This window comes from Streptomyces sp. NPDC000594 (assembly GCF_040299965.1).
In the GTDB taxonomy this organism is placed as follows: domain Bacteria; phylum Actinomycetota; class Actinomycetes; order Streptomycetales; family Streptomycetaceae; genus Streptomyces.
In genome coordinates, this window is record NZ_JBEPCY010000005.1 from 209,201 (window position 1) to 228,153 (window position 18,953).

Here is an 18,953-nt window from a genome sequence, read left to right on the forward strand (position 1 = left end):
GCATGAAGAGCCTTCGCACAGCCGCCGCGACGGCGGTCCTCGGGATCGCGATGGCGGTGGGCGCCCTCCACCCCCCGGCCACCGCGGCGGTCCCGGATCCCGTGGCCGCCCCGGGCCCCGCGGCCCTCCCGGCGTCCGCCGCCGTGACCCCCGCCGGCCCGGCCGCTCCCGCCCGGGACGGCCGGACCGTGACCTCCGCGGCCCCCCTCCGGGGCGGCGACCATGTCACCGTGCCCCCGCCCCGCGCCGCCGAGTTCAACGTCCGGGACCACGGCGCCGTCGGCAACGGCTCCACCAACGACACCGGCGCCATCAACCGCGCCATCACGGCGGCCAACAGCGCGGGCGGGGGCATCGTCCGCTTCCCCTCCGGGACCTATGAGTCCAAGAACACCATCCATCTGAAGAGCCGGGTCACCCTCCATCTGGACGCGGGCGCCACCATCAGCGGCAACGCCGCGGACACCTACGACCCGCCCGAGAACAACCCCTGGGACGACTACCAGGACTACGGCCACAGCCACTTCCACAACGCCATGATCTACGGCGACAACCTCACCGACATCGGCTTCACCGGCTCCGGTGTCATCGACGGCGACGGCGCCCTGATCACCGGCAACCCCAAGTCCGGGGAGGCAGACAAGATCATCTCGCTGACCCGCTGCAAGAACCTCACCCTGAGCGGTATCACGCTGCGCGAGGGCGGCCACTTCGCGGCCCTCATCAATGACTGCGACAACGTCGTCTCCGACCGGCTGGTCATCGACACCGCCATGGACCGTGACGGCTGGAACGTCATCAACACCACCAATGTCCGCATCACCAACGCCCACTACGAGGCCAACGACGACGCCCTCGCCTTCAAGAGCGACTACGCCCTCGGCGCCAAGCTCACCAACGGCCATGTCACCGTCACCGACTCCTATCTCTCCGCCGGCTGTTGCAACGCCCTGATGTTCGGCTCCGAGACCTGCGGCGACTTCACCGACTACCGATTCGAACGGATCACCATCAAGGGCTCCGACAAATCCGGCCTCGGCATGGTCTCCATGGACGGCTCCAAGATCTCCGATGTCCACTACAAGGACATCACCATGACGGACGTCAAATCGCCCATCATGCAGAAGGTCGGCACCCGCAAGCGCTGCGGCAACAACCCCGGGGTCGGCTCCATCAGCGACATCACGTACACCAACATCCGGGCCAACGGAAAGGCCGCCGGCTTCTCGCCGACCCTCTGGGGCGAGTCCGGCAGCGGCCGGATCAGGAACATCACCTTCGACAACGTCGACATCACCGTCCCCGGCGGCAACGGCACCATGGCCACCACCCCGCCCAGCAACCAGCCCACCAACTACAACCCCAACTCCATCGGCACCCGCCCCGCCTACGGCTGGTACATCAGAAACGCCGAGAACCTCCGCTTCATCGACAGCGAGCTGCGCTTCGGCGCCAACGACGGCCGCCCCGCCGTCATCGCCAGCAACAGCAGCCGCATCCGCTTCGACCGTCTCACCGCCCAGCGCGGCAGCGCCAGCCCCGCCGAGCTGATCTTCCAGAGCGTCGCCGGCTACTGCGTCACCGGCGGCGCCAACACCTCCGGCGGCGCCCTGCGGGTCTCCCCGACCGGCTCCAGCCAGAACTGCGAACCCACCGGACCCACCCCCCGCCGGTACGAGGCCGAGAGCGCCGCCTACGCCGCCGGATCCACCGTCGACTCCAACCACACCGGCTACAGCGGCAGCGGCTTCGTCAACACCCCCAACGCCACCGGCGCCTATGTCGAGTGGACCGTCACCGCCACCACCGCCGGTACCGCCAACCTCGCCCTCGGCTACGCCAACGGCACCACCACCGACCGTCCCCTGGACATCACCGTCAACGGGACCACCGTCGCCACCGGGGTCTCCTTCGGTGGCACCGGAGCCTGGACCAGCTGGCGCACGGTCACCGTCCCCGCGGCCCTCACCGCCGGGACCAACACCGTCCGGGCCACCGCCACCACCGCGAACGGCGCGCCCAACCTCGACTATCTGGACGGCCCCGCATGATCCGTCGCCCCTGGGCGATCCTGCTGACGGTGGGCGCGCTGCTGCTCGGCGCGCTCACCGTCACGGCCCCCGCCCACGCCGAGGTGGAGCACCCGCGCCAGAACTTTCTGCGCGGAGCCACCGCGGGGCTCTTCCTCCACTGGGGACTGCGCACCGCCCCCGCCCACACCAGCTGCTCCGCCTGGGAACGCGATGTCACCGCCGGCGGCTGGAACGCCGACTACTGGGTGCGGGAGGCACAGAAGCTGCACGCCCAGTACCTGGTCCTCGCCACCTTCCACAGCAGACTCGGCTACGCCCGCCCCTGGCCGTCCCGGATCCCCGGCAGCTGTGCCACCCAGCGGGACTTCCTCGGCGAGGTGATCGAGGCGGCCCGCGCCAAGGGGCTGAAGACCATCCTCTATATGACCGACGACCCCCAGTGGCACAACGAGGGCGGCCATGAGTGGCTCGACTCGGCCGCGTACTCCCGCCACAAGGGGCGCACCGTCGATCTGCACACCCGGGACGGCTTCGGCGAGTACTCCTACGACCTCTTCTTCGAGGTGATGGAGCGCTATCCGGAGCTGGCCGGTTTCTGGATCGACAACGACAACGCGTACTGGGAGCGGAACGACCTCTACGCCAAGGTCTACCAGCGCCGCCCGCACTACACGATCAGCAACAACAACGAGGACACGCCGATCATGGACATGATCAGCAATGAGCAGAAGACCGGCATGTCCCCGGCGTACGACTACCCCCAGGCCGTCTACACCGCGGCACCCCGGCTGATCGAGGCCGACTTCAAGCTCCCCGCCACCGGGGCCTGGTGGTACGACGGCTCCAACCCGGCCGTCGACCGCAAGCTCACCCTGGGCCGTCTGATCACCAACGCCGGATCCTCCGTCAAGGCCCTGATGGCCGAGACCGCGCAGGTCAACGGGGTGTTCCCGAGCAATCAGGCGGCCTTCAACACCTTCGCCGACGGCTATCTCGACGCCATCCGGGAATCCCTGGCCGGCACCGAGGGCGGCGGCTATCTGCACGGCGGGCTCACCCCCGGCTTCTGGAACGACGGCGCCCATGGCGTCACCACCGTCAGCCGCGCCGACCCCGACCGGCATTACATCCATGTGCTGACCCCGCCCACCGGCTCCACCCTCCGCCTCCGGGACAACGGCTACCGGGTCACGGCCGTCAGCGATCTGCGCACCGGCGCCCCCGTGGCGTACACCCAGGGCGACGGCACCCTGACCCTCACCGGGCTCACCGCCTGGGACCCGTACGACACCGTCCTCAAGGTCACCACGCAGGGCCGTGAGGGCATCCTCCCCCGCTCCTCGTACACCCTCGGTGCCAGCGCGTCGGCGAGCGGCCATGGCGCCCCGGCGGCCGCCGACGGCGATCACCGCACCTACTGGGACAGCGACCGGAGCACCCCCGTCTCGCTCCGCTTCGACCTCGGCGGCCCGCGCCCGGTCCGCTATCTCGCCCTCAACCAGCGCGAGGACTCGGTCAGTTACGCCCGCTCCGCCACCGAGCAGTCCGCCCGGATCAAGGACTACCGGATCTATCTCAGCCAGGACGGCAGCTCCTGGGGCAGCCCGGTGAAGAGCGGGACGCTGGCGAGCCGCAGGGGCGTGGTCACCCTCGACATCCCCGCCGCCACCGCCCGCCATGTCCGGCTGGAGGTCGTGAACACCCATGCCGCCGCCAGTGACACCAGCCGGTACAAGCGGCTGCGGATCGAGGAGGCCTGGATCGGTACCGCCTACGCCGGTTCCGGTTCCGGCCCCGGACCGGGCCCGCGGCGGTACGAGGCGGAGGACGCCGCCTACGCCACCGGGTCCACGGTCGACTCCAACCACACCGGCTACAGCGGCACCGGCTTCGTCAACACCCCCAACGCCACCGGCGCCCATGTCGAGTGGACGGTGTCGGCGGAGCGCGCGGGGGACGCGGCGATCTCGCTGCGGTACGCGAACGGGACGGCGGCGGGCCGTCCGATGGATATCGCGGTGAACGGGACGGTGGTCGCGGCGGGTCGTGCCTTCGACCCGACCGGTACCTGGACGGGGTGGCGGGACGTCACCCTCACCGTGCCGCTGAAGGCGGGCACCAACACCATCCGTACCACCGCCACCACCGCGAACGGCGCACCCAACCTCGACCGACTCGATGTGGAGTCCCCATGACAGCGATCAGAGCCGCGCTGGGCCGCTGTGCCCTCGCCGTCGCCCTCGCCCTGCCGCTCGCGGCCACGGGCCAGTCCCTCGCACCCCCGCCCGCCGCCGCCTCCGACAACGGGCTCTCCCTGCGGCCCGCCATGGGCTGGTCGAGCTGGAGCTTCGTACGCCGCTGGCCCACCGAGGCCAAGATGAAGGCCCAGGCGGACGCGCTGATCGCGAGCGGCCTCCACGAGAAGGGGTATGTCTACGTCAACCTGGACGACTTCTACCAGAAGTGCGACGCCAACGGGTTTGTCGTGGACCAGTACGGCCGCTGGGCCGTCGACGAGGCGAAGTTCCCCTCCGGGATCAAGGCGCTCGCCGACTACATCCACTCCAAGGGGCTGAAGTTCGGCTTCTATGTCACCCCCGGCATCGCCAAGAACGCCGTCACCCGCAACACCCCCATCGAGGGCACCTCCTACCGGGCCAAGGACATCGCCGACACCACCCGGCAGGAGAAGAACTACAACTGCAAGAACATGTACTACATCGACTACAGCAAGCCCGGCTCCCAGGAGTTCGTGAACTCCTGGGCCCGCCAGTTCGCCGACTGGGGGGTCGACTACCTCAAGATCGACGGCGTGGGCAGCCATGACATACCCGATGTCCGCGCCTGGGACCGGGCCCTGCGCGCCACCGGCCGCCCCATCAACTACGCGCTCTCCAACAACCTCGCCATCGCCGACGCCCCCACCTGGCGGCAGCTCGCCAACAGCTGGCGCACCCAGGGCGATGTCGAGTGCTACTGCGGCCCCGGGGCCAACGGCAGCGGCTTCCCCCTCACCAACTGGTCCAAGATCACCTCTCGCTTCACCTCCGCCGCCAACTGGCAGCAGTACGCCGGACCCGGCGGCTGGAACGATCTGGACTCCCTCCAGATCGGCAACGGCGACCAGATCGGACTCACCTCCGACCAGCGCCGCAGCCATATGACCCTCTGGGCGATGGCCGCGTCCCCGCTGCTCATCGGCTCCGACCTCACCCAGCTCACCGCCACCGACCGGGCCATCCTCGGCAATGAGCGCCTGATCGCCGTCAACCAGGACGGCATCGCCGCCCGCCGTGTGGTCAACTCCGGCAACCAGCAGGTCTGGCTCAAGCGCCAGGCCAACGGCGACACCGTCATCGCCCTCTTCAACACCGGGACCACCGGCAACCAGACCGTCGCCGTCACCTGGGCCCAGGCCGGTATCAGCGGCCCCGCCAGGATCACCGACCTCTGGTCCGGCCAGAGCACCGGAGTCGTCAACGGCTCCTACAGCGTCACCCTCCGCCCCGGCGAGACCCGTCTGATCCGCGCGACCCCGGGCGACGGCGGCCCCGCGCCCCAGCGGTACGAGGCCGAGACCGCCACCTACAGCGCCGGATCCACGGTCGACTCCAACCACGCCGGCTTCAGCGGCACCGGCTTCGTGAACACGGCGAACGCGGTGGGCGCCTATGTGGAGTGGACGGTGTCGGCACCGAGCGCGGGGGACACGGCGGTCACCCTGCGGTACGCGAACGGGACGGCGGCGGGCCGTCCGATGGATATCGCGGTGAACGGGACGGTGGTGGCGGCGGGTCGTGCCTTCGACTCGACCGGTACCTGGACGGGGTGGCGGGACGTCACCCTCACCGTGCCGCTGAAGGCGGGCACCAACACCGTCCGGGCCACCGCCACCACCGCCGACGGGGCGCCCAACCTCGACTACCTCGAACGGTCCTGACCGCCTCGGCCTGCCTGGTCCCGACCACCCCGACCGGTCCTGCCCCCCTGTCCCCCCACTGGAGGCCCCGCATGACCCCGACCCCCCGGAGCGGACTCGCCGCCCTGGCGCTGACCGGAGCGGCGGCCCTGCTCGCCGGGCTCGTCCCCACCGCGGCCGCCGGCGAGCCGGCGCCCCCGGCACCCGCCGCCACCCGCGGCAACCCCGGCGCCGTCGCCACCGTCTCCAACGGCTGGACCATCCCCTGGGGAGCCGCCTGGCTCCCCGGCGGATCCGCCGCCCTGGTCACCGAGCGCAACTCCTTCAAGGTGTTCTCCGTGACCCCGTCCGGGACGAAGAAGGAGATCGGCACCGTACCCGAGTCCCAGACCACGGGCGGCGAAGGCGGCCTCATGGGCATCGCCGTCGACCCCCAGTGGTCCGCCAACCGCTTCGTCTACCTCATGCACACCTCCTCCGAGGGCAACCGCATCGCCCGTATGACCTACGACGGAAGCACCCTCGGCGGCTACCGCAAGCTCGTCGGTGACATCAAGAAGGCCAGATTCCACAACGGCGGCGCCCTCGCCTTCGGCCCCGACGGCCATCTCTACGCCGCCACCGGCGACGCCCAGGTCCCCGCCCTCGCCCAGGACCGCAACTCCCTCAACGGAAAGATCCTCCGCCTCACCCGGGACGGCAGGCCCGCCCCCGGCAATCCCTTCGACAGCGCCGTCTTCAGCCTGGGCCACCGCAACCCGCAGGGCCTCGCCTTCGACTCCCGGGGCAGGCTCTGGTCCGCCGAACTCGGCCAGTCCACCCGGGACGAGCTGAACCTCATCAAGTCCGGCCACAACTACGGCTGGCCCAGCTGCGAGGGCGACTGCCAGGTCGCCGGCATGACCAACCCCAAGCGGACCTGGGGCGTCGCCGAGGCCTCGCCCAGCGGCATCGCCATCGTCGACAACGCGGTGTACATGGCATCGCTGCGCGGCAAACGCCTCTGGCAGATCCCCATCGACCCGGCGAACGAGAACACCGGCACCCCCAAGGCGTACTACACCAACTCCTACGGCCGGCTCCGGTCCGTCACCAGGACGCCGGGGAAGAACGAGTTCTGGATCTCCACCACCAATACCGACGGCAACGGCGGCCAGCCCGCCGGATCCGACCGCCTGCTCCGGGTCACCGTCGGCTGACCGCCCGGTGACCGCCTGCCCGGGGTCACCGTCGGCTGAGCGCCTGGTACGGGCCACCGTCGGCTGACCCGTACCGTCCGGCACCACCTCTTCGATCACTGGGAACGGGTCCGCCTCCTGGGGCGGGCCCGTTCCCGTGTGCCGGGCCGGAGGATCTTTTCCCGGTCGTCGGTAACGTTCGGCCCCGCCGGACCACTTCCTGGTGACCGAGGAAAAACCCGAGGACGGAGGTGCGGGCGGTGGCAGACGAAGCGGACCGCTTCACCACGATGTACGACGCCTGCCGTGGGCGTGTATGGGCCTATGTGGTCAGCAGAGCCGGACGGCAGGTGGCCGACGAGGTGGTGAGCGAGACCTTCACCATCGCCTGGCGGCGACGGGCGGATCTTCCCCCCGCCCCGCTGCCCTGGCTGCTCGGTGTCGCGCGGAATGTTCTGCGCGACACCGTGCGGGCGGAGGTGAGAAGGGAATCACTGGCGGCCGAGTTCCGCGACTGGACCGAACGGTCCGACCACGACAGCGCGGCCGACATCGCCGACGACGTGGCCGACCGCAACGCCCTGCTGACGGCGCTGGCCACCCTCCCCGACGAGGACCGCGAGATCCTCGTCCTCACCGCCTGGCACGGACTGCGGCCCGCCGACGCGGCGAAGGTCGTCGGCTGCTCCGCGGCCACGCTCAGGGTCCGGCTCCACCGGGCCCGCCGACGGCTCACCCGGGCCGCCGGCGCGGGCACCGGCACCGCCCCCGCCGACCGTCCGGCGCCCGCGGAGAGCGCGCGGGTACGAGAGAAAGTGTGAACCACCATGGAACGCGAACGTGATGTCCTGCGGCGGCTCGCCGCCGCCCGGCCCCCGCATCTCGACGGGAACGCGCCCGTCGACCCCGCGGTCCGGACCCGGGAGCTGACCGCCGCCATGACCGCCGGGCCCGAGGGCCGTACCAAGCCGGCCGAAGCGGCCCTCTCCCGCCCCCGTACCCCGCAGTGGCTCCGCCCCCGCTGGGGTGTGGGGCTGGTATCGGCCGCCGCCGCCACCGCCATCGCGGTGACCTTGATCCCCTCCGGCGGCGGTTCCGGTCCCGACTCCGGGGACGACCCGGTGAGCGCCGCCCCCGGTGCACGGCCGACCGCGCGGGACTTCCTGCTCGCGGCGGCGGCGAAGGTCGAGAAGGAAGGAGACGACAAGACCGGGGCCTACTGGTACCGGTCGGAGCACTCGGGTCAGTTCGCCCAGGTCCGGGGGAAGGACGGCGGCGTCCGCTACCGCCTGGACAAGCGGACCGGCAGCCGGACCTGGACCGCCCGGGACGAGAACAAGCGCTGGTCCGAGTACACCGACACGGGCACCCGGCCCGCCTCCGAGGCGGACGAGGCGGCCTGGCGGGCCGCCGGGGCGCCGAAGAACTGGCCCGAGCTGCGCCTCAGCTGGAAGGGCAAGGGCCTGCTGGCCCAGGACGCGCCCGGCGGCTCCGGCGACACCGTCCCGATGGGCGAGATCGACATCGCCGAACTGCGCAAGCTGCCCACCGGAACCAAGGAGCTGAAGGCCCATCTGCGGGCGCTGGTGGAGAAGGAGTTCGACGCCCCCGAGAAGCATCTGCGGGAGCTGACGGTCTGGAAGGCGATCGAGATCGCCACGGCCATGCCCGCCGGACCCGAACTCCGGGCCGCCGCCTACCGGGTCCTCGCCGAGGAGCCCGGGGTGCGGGCGCTCGGCACCGTCAAGGACCGCTCCGGCCGTGAGGGCCATGGCGTCGCCATCCGGACCTGGGACGGCAACGAGGAGCTCCAGCTCGTCCTCGACCGGAAGACCGGGGTCGCGCTCGGCACCCTCACCCTGGCCACCAAGAGCGACGGCTACCACAACAAGGGGCAGCTGAAGGGCTACACCACCATCGTCGACAACACCTGGACCGACACCCCGCCGCCGTTCGACAAGGATCTGGACCCGCCCCGGTCGGAGATCGACCACGACCCGGACAAGGCCCCCGAGCCCGGACCGGTCGACGGTGGCGGCGATGGCGACGGCGACGGCGACGACGACCGCAAGGGTGGCGAGGAGAAGACCGACCGGCGCGGCTGACCACCGCGCCCTGGGACCTCGCGCCCGGCCCGGCGCGGTGTGCGACCCGACCCACGGGGGGCCGGTCGCCCGCCGCGCCCAGCGCGCACCCGCCGCCCGGGACCCCCTTCCCGGGCGGCGGGTGCCGTGTCCCCCCATCCCGACCGGGTCAGGGGTACAGCGCCGCCACCTCCCGTGCGTAGGTCGCCTCGATCGCCTTCCGCCGCAGCTTCAGCGACGGGGTGAGCAGCCCCTGCTCCTCGGTGAACGGCCGTGCCAGTATCCGGAAGGTACGGATCGACTCCTGGTGGGAGACCCGGGCGTTCGCCGCGACCACCGCACGCCGTATCTCCGTCTCCAGACCGGGATCCCGCACCAGCTCCGCCGGGGGCGGCACCGGCCGCCCCTGGATGGTCAGCCAGTGCTCCACCGCCTCCGGGTCCAGGGTGACCAGCGCCGCCACATACGGCCGGTCGTCACCCACCACCAGACACTGCGCCACCAGCGGATGGACGGCGACCGCCTGCTCCAGCGGCTGCGGTGACACACTCCGGCCGCCGGAGGTCACCAGGATCTCCTTCCGCCGGCCCGTGATGGTGAGATAGCCGTCGTCGTCCAGCGACCCCAGATCCCCGGTGGCCAGCCAGCCGTCCCGCAGCACCGCCTCGGTCTCCCGCCGGTCCCCCAGATACCCCGAGAAGACATGGGGGCCGCGCAGCCAGACCTCGCCGTCGTCGGCGATATGGACCGAGGTACCGGGGAGGGGACGGCCCACGGTGCCGAAGCGGGGCCGGTCCGGCGGGTTCGCCGTGGCCGCCGCCGTCGACTCGGCGAGCCCGTACCCCTCGATGACCGTGACCCCCGCGCCCGCGAAGAACAGCCCCAGCCGCCGGTCGAGACCCGAACCGCCGCACATCGCGTACCGCACCCTGCCGCCCATGGTCCGGCGCAGCCCGCCGTAGACCGCCCGGTCGAAGAAGCGGTGGCGGGCCCGCAGCCCCGCCGACGGGCCGGGCCCCCGGTCGAACACCCGCTCCTCCCGGGCCTCGGCATAGCCCACCGCCACCTCGACCGCCCGCTCGAACGACTCGCCCCTGCCCTCCCGTTCCGCCCGCCGCCGTGCCGCGTGGAAGACGGCCTCGAAGACCGCGGGCACCCCGAGGAGGAAGGTCGGCCGGAACGCGGCCACCCGCTGGAGCAGTGCCTCGTCGCGGATCAGCGGATGATGGCCGAGCCTGATCCCGCCGCGTACCGCCGCCACCTGCACCACCCGGCCGAACGCATGCGCGAGGGGCAGGAACAGCAGGGTCGCGGGATCCTCGCCCGGCCCGGAGCGGAACACCGACTCCCAGCCCCCCACCAGCGTGTCCGCCTCGAACATCAGATTGGCGTGGGTGAGCACACACCCCCGGGGCCGGCCGGTGGTCCCCGAGGTGTAGACGACCGTCGCCGTGGACTCCGGGGTCACCGCCCGCCGGTGCCGGTGCACCACCTCGTCGTCGATCGGGGCCCCCGCCACCATCAGGGCCCCGACCGCCCCCGCGTCCAGCTGCCAGAGCCGCTTCAGCAGCGGCAGCCGGTCGATCACCGATCCCACGGTCATGGCGTGGTCCTCGTGCTCGACCACGCACGCGGAGACCTCCGCGTCGTACAGCGTCCACAGCACCTGCTCCGCCGAGGCGGTCGGATGGACCGGCACCGACTGCGCGCCCACCGCCCAGAGGGCGAAGTCGAAGAGGGTCCACTCGTAACGGGTACGGGACATCAGGGCCACCCGGTCGCCGAACCGCACCCCCTCCGCGAGCAGCCCCTTGGCCAGCGCCAGCACCTCGTCCCGGAAGACCGCCGCGCTCACGTCCCGCCAGTGGCCCGTGGCGTCCGCGCGTCCCAGGACGATCCGCCCGGGATCACCCCCGCCGCGGTCGAAGACGGTGTCGGCCACCCCGCCGACCAGCGGTGGCGCATCGAGAGGAGGGACAGAGAAGTCGCGCAAGGCCAGCTCCTTGTGGTGCTCCGCACAGCGCCGCGACGGTACCCCAGGACGGTGGCCGCCGGGTGGTACTTGGCGAAGTGCTGGGGAACGGGCGTCCGCCCGGGTCACCACAGGTCATCGCGGGTCGGGACGGGAAACACGAGCCCACTCGGGGGGCGGGAGGGGCACGGCGGGCCGGGGTGTGGACAAGCGGTGAGAGGGGGCCGGGGAACGTCCACACAATCGCCACCACCGGACGCGGCTCCCCCTGCCGGGCGGGCGCCCCGTACCGCACCCCGGCCCCGCCTGAGAGGATCACCCGGTGACCAGCTCAGGCATACGCTCCTTCCGCTCCCGCCCCTGCACCGTCGTCGTCTGCCGGGGCTGCTGCTGCGGCGACGCCCGCAAGCACCCCGGCACCGACCACGAGGGTCAGCTGCGCCGGGTGCGCGAGGCGGCGGCCGCGTCCGGTGGCCGGATCGCGGTCCGCACCACGGACTGCCTCGGCCCCTGCGGCCAGGCCAATGTGATCGTGGTCCAGCCCTCCGCCGAGGCCCGCCGCCGGGGCGCCCGTGCCACCTGGATCGGCTGGGCCCTGGACGACGACGCCCTCGACGACATCCTCGACTGGGTCCGCGCGGGCGGCCCGGGGTGCGCCGAACTCCCGGCCGCCCTGGCGCTCCAGACCATCCCGGCCCCCACCACCGACCGGCGCTAAGGGTCCCGCCGTCCCGACCACCGACCAGCGCTGAGGGTCCCGCTGTCCCGACCGCCGGCCGGGACAGCGGTCCGTACCGCTATCCCGGGTGCTCCTCCAGAACGATCCGTTCCTCACCCGTGTACACGTTCATGTGCGGACCGCGCAGGAAGCCGATCAGGGTCAGCCCGCTCTCCGCCGCCAGGTCCACGGCGAGCGACGACGGCGCGGAGACCGCCGCCAGCACCGGCACCCCGGCCATCACCGCCTTCTGCACCAGTTCGAACGAGGCCCGCCCCGAGACCAGCAGGACCGACCGGGAGAGCGGCAGCCGCCCGTCGGTCAGCGCCCGCCCGATCAGCTTGTCGACGGCGTTGTGCCGCCCCACGTCCTCCCGCGCGTCCAGCAGTTCCCCGTCCTCCGAGAACAGCCCGGCGGCGTGCAGCCCGCCGGTCCGCTCGAAGATCCGCTGGGCCGCCCGCAGCCGGTCGGGCAGCTCCGACAGGAGCGCGGGGGTCAGCCGCAGCCGGGGGGTGTCGGCGACGGGGTGGCGGCCCGCCGTCCGGACCGCGTCCAGGCTGGCTTTGCCGCAGAGCCCGCACGACGAGGTGGTGTACACCCGGCGCTCCAGCTCCGGCCCCGGCTCCGGAACCCCCGGGGCGAGCCGGACGTTCACCACGTTGTAGGTGTTGACCCCCTCCTCGGTCGCCCCCTCGCAGTAGGTGATCCCCCGCACCTCGTCGGCCGCCCCGATCACACCCTCGCTGACCAGGAACCCGGTCGCCAGCGCGAAGTCGTCGCCGGGGGTGCGCATGGTGATCGCGAGCGGGCGCCCGTTCACCCTGATCTCCAGAGGTTCCTCCGCCACCAGGGTGTCCGGGCGGGCGCTGGCCCGGCCGTCCCTGATCCGGAGGGTGCGGCGGCGCTCGGTGACCCGTCCCATGTATCGGTTCCGCTTCATGTCGTGTGGCAGGCTGGACCCGTCCCATTCTCCCGTACCGCTCCAGCCGTCCCCCAGGCCCGCCCCACGGTGCAACCCCACCGGGCGCGGGTCCCATCGCCATGGACGGCCGGGTCGGCGCAGGTGGCGGGCAGGACGGCCGCGCCGGGTCAGCACACTCCGGGAAGCTCCAAATAACCGCGGTGGAACCTGTGGGATCGCGTGCCGTCGTACCGGGCGGTAGCAGCGAAGACTGGGGCATTCACCTGCCCGCACGGAGGGGACTCCCAACCATGACCGGCTCACGCATCGCCGCACTCGGGCACTACCAGCCCGCCGGAGTGCTGACCAATCACGACCTTGCGGCGCTGGTCGACACCAGCGACGAGTGGATCCGCAGCAGGGTCGGGATCAATACCCGGCACCGGGCCGAGGAGGAGGAGCCGGTCGACGAGCTGGCCGCCCACGCCGCCGCCAAGGCCCTCGCCTCCGCCGGGCTCACCCCCGCGGACATCGATCTCGTCATGGTGGCCACCTCCACCGCCATCGACCGCTCCCCGAACATGGCCGCCCGGGTCGCCGCCCGGCTGGGCATGGAGTCGCCCGCGGTCATCGATGTGAATGTGGTCTGTGCCGGCTTCACCCATGCGCTGGCCACCGCCGACCACGCGGTACGTGCCGGGGCCGCCCGGCGCGCCCTGGTGATCGGCGCGGACAAGATGACGGCCGTGACCGACTGGACCGACCGCACCACCTGTGTCCTCGTCGGCGACGGCGCGGGGGCCGCCGTGATCGAGGCGGTACGGGAGGGCGAGGAGCCGGGCATCGGCCCGGTGCTCTGGGGCTCGGTGCCCTCGATGGGGCACGCGGTACGGATCGAGGGCACCCCGCCCCGGTTCGCCCAGGAGGGCCAGAGCGTCTACCGCTGGGCCACCACCCAGCTGCCGCCCATCGCCCGCAAGGTGTGCGAGCGCGGCGGAGTGCGCCCCGAGGATCTGGCGGCGGTCGTCCTCCACCAGGCCAACCTCCGGATCATCGAGCCCGTCGCCCAGAAGATCGGCGCCGTGAACGCGGTCATCGCCCGCGATGTGGTGGAGTCGGGCAACACCTCGGCGGCCTCCATTCCGCTGGCCCTCGCCAAGCTGGTCGAGCGCGGCGAGATCCGCTCGGGCGACCCGGTGCTGCTCTTCGGCTTCGGCGGCAACCTCTCCTATGCCGGCCAGGTAGTGCGCTGCCCCTGACCTGCCAAAACGCCTCCGGCCGGTAGAGCCGGCGGGCCCGGTGACGGGGCCGCGCGCAGACTGGGGGGATGGCGGAGAAGCGAAGCGCGGGACTGCTGCTCTTCCGGGAGCGGACCACGCCCGGCGGGACCACCAGGGGAAACGATCCGTCGGGTACGGGTACGGGGGTCTCCGCAGCTGGTCCGGGCGGCGCCCCGGTGTCCGCGGGAGTCGGTACGGGGGCCGGTGCGCGATCCGGCGCGGCCGGCCTGGAGGTCCTGCTCGGTCATATGGGAGGGCCCTACTGGCAGGGCCGTGACGCCTCCGCGTGGTCGATCCCCAAGGGGCAGTACACCCCCGAGGAGACGCCCGAGGCGGCGGCCCGCCGGGAGTTCGAGGAGGAGCTGGGTCTCGCGCCGCCCGCCGGACGGTGGCTGCCGCTCGGCGAGGCCCGGCAGAGCGGCGGCAAGATCGTCACCATCTGGGCGCTCGCCGGCGATCTGGACACCTCCCTGGTGGTACCCGGCACCTTCACCCTGGAGTGGCCCCCGCACTCCGGGCGGACGGAGGAGTTCCCCGAGATCGACCGTGCCGAGTGGTTCGGGATCGCCGAGGCCCGGGAGAAGCTGGTGGCCGGGCAGCGGGTCTTTCTCGACCGGCTGGTGGACGAGGTCGCGCGGGGGCTGCCCGGGGCCTGAGCCCCGGGTGTCGTCCTCCTGGGGCATACGTGGTCCCTCTGGTCGTGAAGGCCCCTTTCCCGCCCTTCTTTGTCCCGGGTGTGGAAGAAGTCTGTAGTCAACTCCGCTGAAGTTCTTCCCCCTTGGGTCGACCGCTGCTACGTTCCATCGAAAGAACGACCACCGTCGGCAGCGGGGAAGCCCCCTGCCCGGGGCCAGGGGAGGGGCAGTTGAGACGCATGACCGCTCGACCCGCCAACGCCCATCAGGCGCGGCTGCTCCGGCTGCTGCGCGACGGCGGGCCCAGCTCCCGTGCCCAGCTCGGCGATCTGGTCGAGCTGTCCCGTTCCAAACTGGCCGTCGAGGTCGAGCGGCTGCTGGAGACCGGGCTGGTGGTCGCCGACGGACTCGCCGCCTCCCGGGGCGGGCGGCGCTCCCACACCATCCGGCTCGCCCCCCGGCTGCGCTTCCTCGGGATCGACATCGGCGCCACCTCCATCGATGTCGCCGTCACCAATGCCGAGCTGGAGGTGCTGGGCCACCTCAACCACCCCATGGATGTCCGGGATGGCCCGGTCGCCGTCTTCGAGCAGGCACTGTCGATGGCGGCGAAGCTCAGGGCCACCGGGCTCGCCGAGGGGTTCGACGGCGCCGGTGTCGGTGTGCCGGGCCCGGTCCGCTTTCCCGAGGGCGTGCCGGTCGCGCCCCCGATCATGCCCGGCTGGGACGGTTTCCCGGTCCGTGAGGCCCTCAGCCAGGAGCTGGGCTGCCCCGTCCTGGTCGACAACGATGTGAACCTCATGGCGATGGGGGAGCAGCACGCCGGGGTGGCCCGCTCCGTCGGTGACTTCCTCTGCGTGAAGATAGGCACCGGCATAGGCTGCGGGATCGTCGTCGGCGGTCAGGTCCACCGGGGGACGACCGGCAGCGCCGGGGACATCGGGCATATCCAGGTCGACCCCTCCGGCCGTCCCTGCGCCTGTGGCAACAAGGGCTGTCTGGAGGCCCACTTCAGCGGCTCGGCGCTGGCCCGGGACGCCGAGGACGCGGCCCGTTCCGGCCGTTCACCGGGGCTCGCCGACCGGCTGGCGGCGGCGGGCCGGCTCACCGCCGCCGATGTGGCCGCCGCGGCGGCGGCCGGGGACACCGTCTCCCTGGAGCTGATACGGGCGGGCGGCGACCGGGTCGGCCAGGTCATCGCGGGGCTGGTCAGCTTCTTCAACCCGGGCCTTGTGGTGATCGGCGGCGGGGTGACCGGTCTCGGCCACACCCTGCTCGCCAGCATACGGACCCAGGTCTACCGGCAGTCGCTGCCGCTGGCCACCGGGAATCTGCCGATCGTCCTCGGTGAGCTGGGGCCGATCGCCGGGGTGACCGGGGCGGCCCGGCTCATCAGCGACCATCTGTTCTCGCCCGCCTGACCCGTAGCAGCACCAGCACGGGCAAGGCCGTGGCGGCGCACCTCGTACCCCCGTACCGCCGTACTGCCTGCCGTACCGCCGCATCCGAAGTGTCCGCGCACACGACACCGCTCACCGGCCGCCAACGCCGAGGAGATTCGTCATGGCACCGGAACCATCCCTGCTCACCATGGACGGCATCACCAAGTCCTTTCCCGGGGTCCGCGCCCTCGACGGCGTCGATCTGGAGGTACGGGCCGGAGAGACCCACTGCCTCCTCGGCCAGAACGGCGCCGGGAAGTCCACCCTGATCAAGGTGCTCGCCGGGGTCCACCGGCCCGACGGCGGTACGGTCCGCTGGCGGGGCACCCCCTTCGCGCCGCGCTCGCCGATCGCGGCCCTGCGCCGCGGCATTGCCACCCTCCACCAGGAACTCGACCTGGTCGAAGGGCTCTCCGTCGCCGAGAACATCCACCTCGGACAGGAGCCCACCACCGCCGGGTTCCTGGTCCGCGCCTCGGTCGCCCGCGCGGCCACCGCTCGGCTCCTCACCCGCCTCGGCCACCCCGGGATCGACCCGGACGCCGCCGTCGGCTCGCTCTCCGCCGCCCGGCGCCAGATCGTCTCCCTGGCGCGCGCCCTCTCCCATGACGCCCGGCTCATCGTCATGGACGAACCCACCGCCGCCCTCGACCCCGACGAGGTGGAGAACCTCTTCCGGGTGGTCCGCGACCTCACCGCCGCCGGGGTCGCCGTCGTCCACATCTCCCACCGGCTGGAGGAGATCCGCCGGATCGGCGACCGGGTCACCGTCCTCAAGGACGGCCGCTCCGTCGCCACCGGGCTGCCCGCGCGGACCACCCCCACCCGGGACATCGTCGCCCTGATGACCGGGCGGAACGTCGAATACGCCTTCCCGCCCCGGCCCGCCGCGCCCCCGGCGGCGCGGGACCCGCTGGAACCCGTGCTCCGTGTGCGCTCCCTGACCCGCGCGGGCGAGTTCGCCTCCCTCGACCTCGAACTGCGCCCGGGAGAGATCGTCGGCCTCGCGGGCCTGGTCGGCTCCGGCCGCTCCGAGATCCTGGAGACCGTGTACGGTGCCCGCCGCCCCACCGCCGGAGAGGTCCTGGTCGACGGGGTGCGGCTGCGACCCGGCAGCGTACGGTCCGCGGTCCGCGCCGGGATCGGACTCGCCCCCGAGGAACGCAAGGCCCAGGGGCTGCTGCCGGCCGAGAGCGTCACCCGCAATGTCACCCTCGCCTGTCTGGACCGCTTCTCCCGGGGCGGCTGGATCGACCGCGCCGCCGAACGCGCGGCGGCGCGCGGCGCCACCCGCTCCCTCGCGCTGCGCCCCGACGACCCCGGCATCCCCGTCCGCAATCTTTCCGGCGGCAATCAGCAGAAGGCCGTCCTCGCCCGCTGGCTGCTGCGCGGCTGCAAGGTACTGCTGCTGGACGAGCCCACCCGGGGCGTCGATGTCGGGGCCCGTGCCGAGCTGTACGCCGTGATCCGCGCGCTCGCCGACGACGGGCTCGCCGTCCTCCTGGTCTCCAGTGAGGTGCCCGAGGTGCTCGGTCTCGCCGACCGGGTGCTGGTCCTGCGCGAGGGCCGGGTCGTGCACACCGCCGCCGCGGCGGACCTGGACGAACACCGGGTGCTCGACCTGGTGATGGCCTCATGACCCCCTCGCTGACGGAAGGGAGCCCGTCGGAATGAGCCAGCCCGCCGACCCGGTACGGCCGCACGCCCCCGGAAACCCGGACATGCCACCGATGGACCCGGGCAAGCCGGCGGTGGCCCCGGACATGCCGCTGGTGGATCCGGGCAAGCCGTCGGCGGACCGGGGGGAGGCCGCCGGGGCACCGCACCGCCCGCGCGCCCCCCTGTTCCGCGCCGACCTCCGCACCCTCTCCCTGCTGGGCGTCCTCGCCGCGCTGATCGCCCTCGGCGGGATCACCGAGCCCGACGCCTTCCTCGACACCGGCAATCTCCAGCTCATCCTCACCCAGGCGTCCATCATCGGCGTCGTCACCGTCGGCATGACCTTCGTCATCACCGGCGGCGGCATCGATCTCTCCGTCGGCGCGATCGTCGCCCTGGCCTCCGTCTGGGCCACCACCGTCGCCACCCAGGAGTACGGCTTCACCGGCATCCTGTTCACCGCCGTCGCCGTCGGTACCGGCTGCGGACTGGTCAACGGGGTCCTCATCGCCTACGGCGGACTGGTCCCCTTCATCGCCACCATCGCCATGCTCGCCTCGGCCCGCGGTCTCGCCCTCCAGATCACCGAGGGCAGGACCCAGATGGTCACCGTCGACTCCGTCCTCGACCTCGGGGTCAAGGACTCCTATGTCCTCGGGATCCCCCCGCTCGTCCTGGTCTTCGCCGGCGTCGTCGCCGTCGGCTGGCTGCTGTTCAACCGGACCACCTTCGGCCGCCGCACCCTCGCCGTCGGCGGCAACGCCGAGGCGGCGCGGCTGGCCGGGATCGACATCCACCGGCACCGGCTGCTGCTCTATCTGTTCTCCGGCCTCTGCTGCGGTATCGCGGCCTTCATGCTCGTCGTCCTCTCCGGCTCCGGCCAGAACACCAACGGCAATCTGTACGAGCTGGACGCCATCGCCGCGGTCATCATCGGCGGCACCCTCCTCAGCGGCGGGCGCGGCACGGTCACCGGCTCCGTCCTCGGCGTCCTGATCTTCACCACCATCACCAATATCTTCGCCCTCAACAATCTGGAGAGCGCGGTCCAGCAGATCGCCAAGGGCGCCATCATCGTCCTCGCCGTGCTGATCCAGCACCGCGCGCTGCGCGGCCGGGACGGCTGAACCCA

Annotated in this window: 14 protein-coding genes; 12 read left to right on the top strand and 2 right to left on the bottom strand. The window is 72.2% G+C overall.

Going from position 1 to position 18,953, the window contains the following annotated elements:
• Positions 1-2: 2 nt before the first annotated feature.
• From ABT354_RS10200 to ABT354_RS10225, 6 genes are all read left to right on the top strand, one after another.
• Entirely contained in the window at positions 3-2,051 is a 2,049-nt protein-coding gene (locus ABT354_RS10200) for a glycosyl hydrolase family 28 protein (protein WP_351491520.1), read from the top strand.
• Positions 2,048-4,228 (top strand): discoidin domain-containing protein, encoded by a 2,181-nt coding sequence (locus ABT354_RS10205; protein WP_351491522.1) that lies wholly within the window; start codon positions 2,048-2,050, stop codon positions 4,226-4,228. Before ABT354_RS10200 ends, ABT354_RS10205 begins: the two co-directional genes overlap by 4 nt.
• Positions 4,225-5,973, top strand: a complete 1,749-nt coding sequence (locus tag ABT354_RS10210; protein ID WP_351491524.1) for a carbohydrate-binding protein — start codon at positions 4,225-4,227, stop codon at positions 5,971-5,973. Before ABT354_RS10205 ends, ABT354_RS10210 begins: the two co-directional genes overlap by 4 nt.
• Before the next feature lie 71 nt (positions 5,974-6,044).
• Positions 6,045-7,151: a PQQ-dependent sugar dehydrogenase gene (locus tag ABT354_RS10215; protein WP_351491527.1), complete on the top strand. Its 1,107-nt coding sequence runs from the start codon at positions 6,045-6,047 to the stop codon at positions 7,149-7,151.
• A 239-nt stretch (positions 7,152-7,390) separates the two neighbouring features.
• Positions 7,391-7,951, top strand: a complete 561-nt coding sequence (locus tag ABT354_RS10220) for an RNA polymerase sigma factor (protein WP_351491529.1) — start codon at positions 7,391-7,393, stop codon at positions 7,949-7,951.
• Positions 7,952-7,957: 6 nt separating this feature from the next.
• Positions 7,958-9,235, top strand: a complete 1,278-nt coding sequence (locus ABT354_RS10225; RefSeq protein WP_351491531.1) for a CU044_5270 family protein — start codon at positions 7,958-7,960, stop codon at positions 9,233-9,235.
• Between the two features lie 148 nt (positions 9,236-9,383).
• Here the strand turns inward: ABT354_RS10225 and ABT354_RS10230 are convergent, their stop codons facing one another.
• Positions 9,384-11,207 (bottom strand): AMP-dependent synthetase/ligase, encoded by a 1,824-nt coding sequence (locus ABT354_RS10230; RefSeq protein WP_351491533.1) that lies wholly within the window; start codon positions 11,205-11,207, stop codon positions 9,384-9,386.
• A gap of 301 nt (positions 11,208-11,508) precedes the next feature.
• Here ABT354_RS10230 and ABT354_RS10235 point away from each other — a divergent pair, with 301 nt between their 5' ends.
• Positions 11,509-11,904, top strand: a complete 396-nt coding sequence (locus ABT354_RS10235) for a (2Fe-2S) ferredoxin domain-containing protein (RefSeq protein WP_351491535.1) — start codon at positions 11,509-11,511, stop codon at positions 11,902-11,904.
• 79 nt (positions 11,905-11,983) lie between these two features.
• Here ABT354_RS10235 and fdhD read toward each other — a convergent pair whose 3' ends face one another.
• Complete coding sequence (gene fdhD / locus ABT354_RS10240; RefSeq protein WP_351492032.1) at positions 11,984-12,826, bottom strand: formate dehydrogenase accessory sulfurtransferase FdhD; 843 nt, start codon at positions 12,824-12,826, stop codon at positions 11,984-11,986.
• 290 nt (positions 12,827-13,116) lie between these two features.
• On the opposite strand from fdhD, the gene ABT354_RS10245 reads away from it, so the two are divergent.
• From ABT354_RS10245 to ABT354_RS10265, 5 genes are all read left to right on the top strand, one after another.
• Positions 13,117-14,064, top strand: coding sequence for a beta-ketoacyl-ACP synthase III (locus tag ABT354_RS10245; protein ID WP_351491537.1), 948 nt, complete (start codon positions 13,117-13,119; stop codon positions 14,062-14,064).
• Between the two features lie 68 nt (positions 14,065-14,132).
• Complete coding sequence (locus tag ABT354_RS10250; RefSeq protein WP_351491539.1) at positions 14,133-14,741, top strand: NUDIX hydrolase; 609 nt, start codon at positions 14,133-14,135, stop codon at positions 14,739-14,741.
• 218 nt (positions 14,742-14,959) lie between these two features.
• Positions 14,960-16,141, top strand: a complete 1,182-nt coding sequence (locus ABT354_RS10255) for an ROK family protein (RefSeq protein WP_351491541.1) — start codon at positions 14,960-14,962, stop codon at positions 16,139-16,141.
• 142 nt (positions 16,142-16,283) lie between these two features.
• Positions 16,284-17,801: a sugar ABC transporter ATP-binding protein gene (locus tag ABT354_RS10260; RefSeq protein ID WP_351491543.1), complete on the top strand. Its 1,518-nt coding sequence runs from the start codon at positions 16,284-16,286 to the stop codon at positions 17,799-17,801.
• Between the two features lie 31 nt (positions 17,802-17,832).
• On the top strand, positions 17,833-18,948 hold the full coding sequence (locus tag ABT354_RS10265; protein WP_502983378.1) for an ABC transporter permease: 1,116 nt from the start codon (positions 17,833-17,835) through the stop codon (positions 18,946-18,948).
• Positions 18,949-18,953: the final 5 nt, after the last annotated feature.

What these genes read in the sequence shown, in the direction of transcription:
- ABT354_RS10215 (WP_351491527.1), top strand. Translation starts at nt 6,045, where the DNA reads ATGACCCCGACCCCCCGGAGCGGACTCGCCGCCCTGGCGCTGACCGGA.
- ABT354_RS10245 (WP_351491537.1), top strand. Translation starts at nt 13,117, where the DNA reads ATGACCGGCTCACGCATCGCCGCACTCGGGCACTACCAGCCCGCCGGA.
- ABT354_RS10210 (WP_351491524.1), top strand. Translation starts at nt 4,225, where the DNA reads ATGACAGCGATCAGAGCCGCGCTGGGCCGCTGTGCCCTCGCCGTCGCC.
- ABT354_RS10260 (WP_351491543.1), top strand. Translation starts at nt 16,284, where the DNA reads ATGGCACCGGAACCATCCCTGCTCACCATGGACGGCATCACCAAGTCC.
- fdhD (WP_351492032.1), bottom strand. Translation starts at nt 12,826, where the DNA reads ATGGGACGGGTCACCGAGCGCCGCCGCACCCTCCGGATCAGGGACGGC.
- ABT354_RS10255 (WP_351491541.1), top strand. Translation starts at nt 14,960, where the DNA reads ATGACCGCTCGACCCGCCAACGCCCATCAGGCGCGGCTGCTCCGGCTG.
- ABT354_RS10265 (WP_502983378.1), top strand. Translation starts at nt 17,833, where the DNA reads ATGAGCCAGCCCGCCGACCCGGTACGGCCGCACGCCCCCGGAAACCCG.
- ABT354_RS10225 (WP_351491531.1), top strand. Translation starts at nt 7,958, where the DNA reads ATGGAACGCGAACGTGATGTCCTGCGGCGGCTCGCCGCCGCCCGGCCC.
- ABT354_RS10205 (WP_351491522.1), top strand. Translation starts at nt 2,048, where the DNA reads ATGATCCGTCGCCCCTGGGCGATCCTGCTGACGGTGGGCGCGCTGCTG.
- ABT354_RS10200 (WP_351491520.1), top strand. Translation starts at nt 3, where the DNA reads ATGAAGAGCCTTCGCACAGCCGCCGCGACGGCGGTCCTCGGGATCGCG.
- ABT354_RS10250 (WP_351491539.1), top strand. Translation starts at nt 14,133, where the DNA reads ATGGCGGAGAAGCGAAGCGCGGGACTGCTGCTCTTCCGGGAGCGGACC.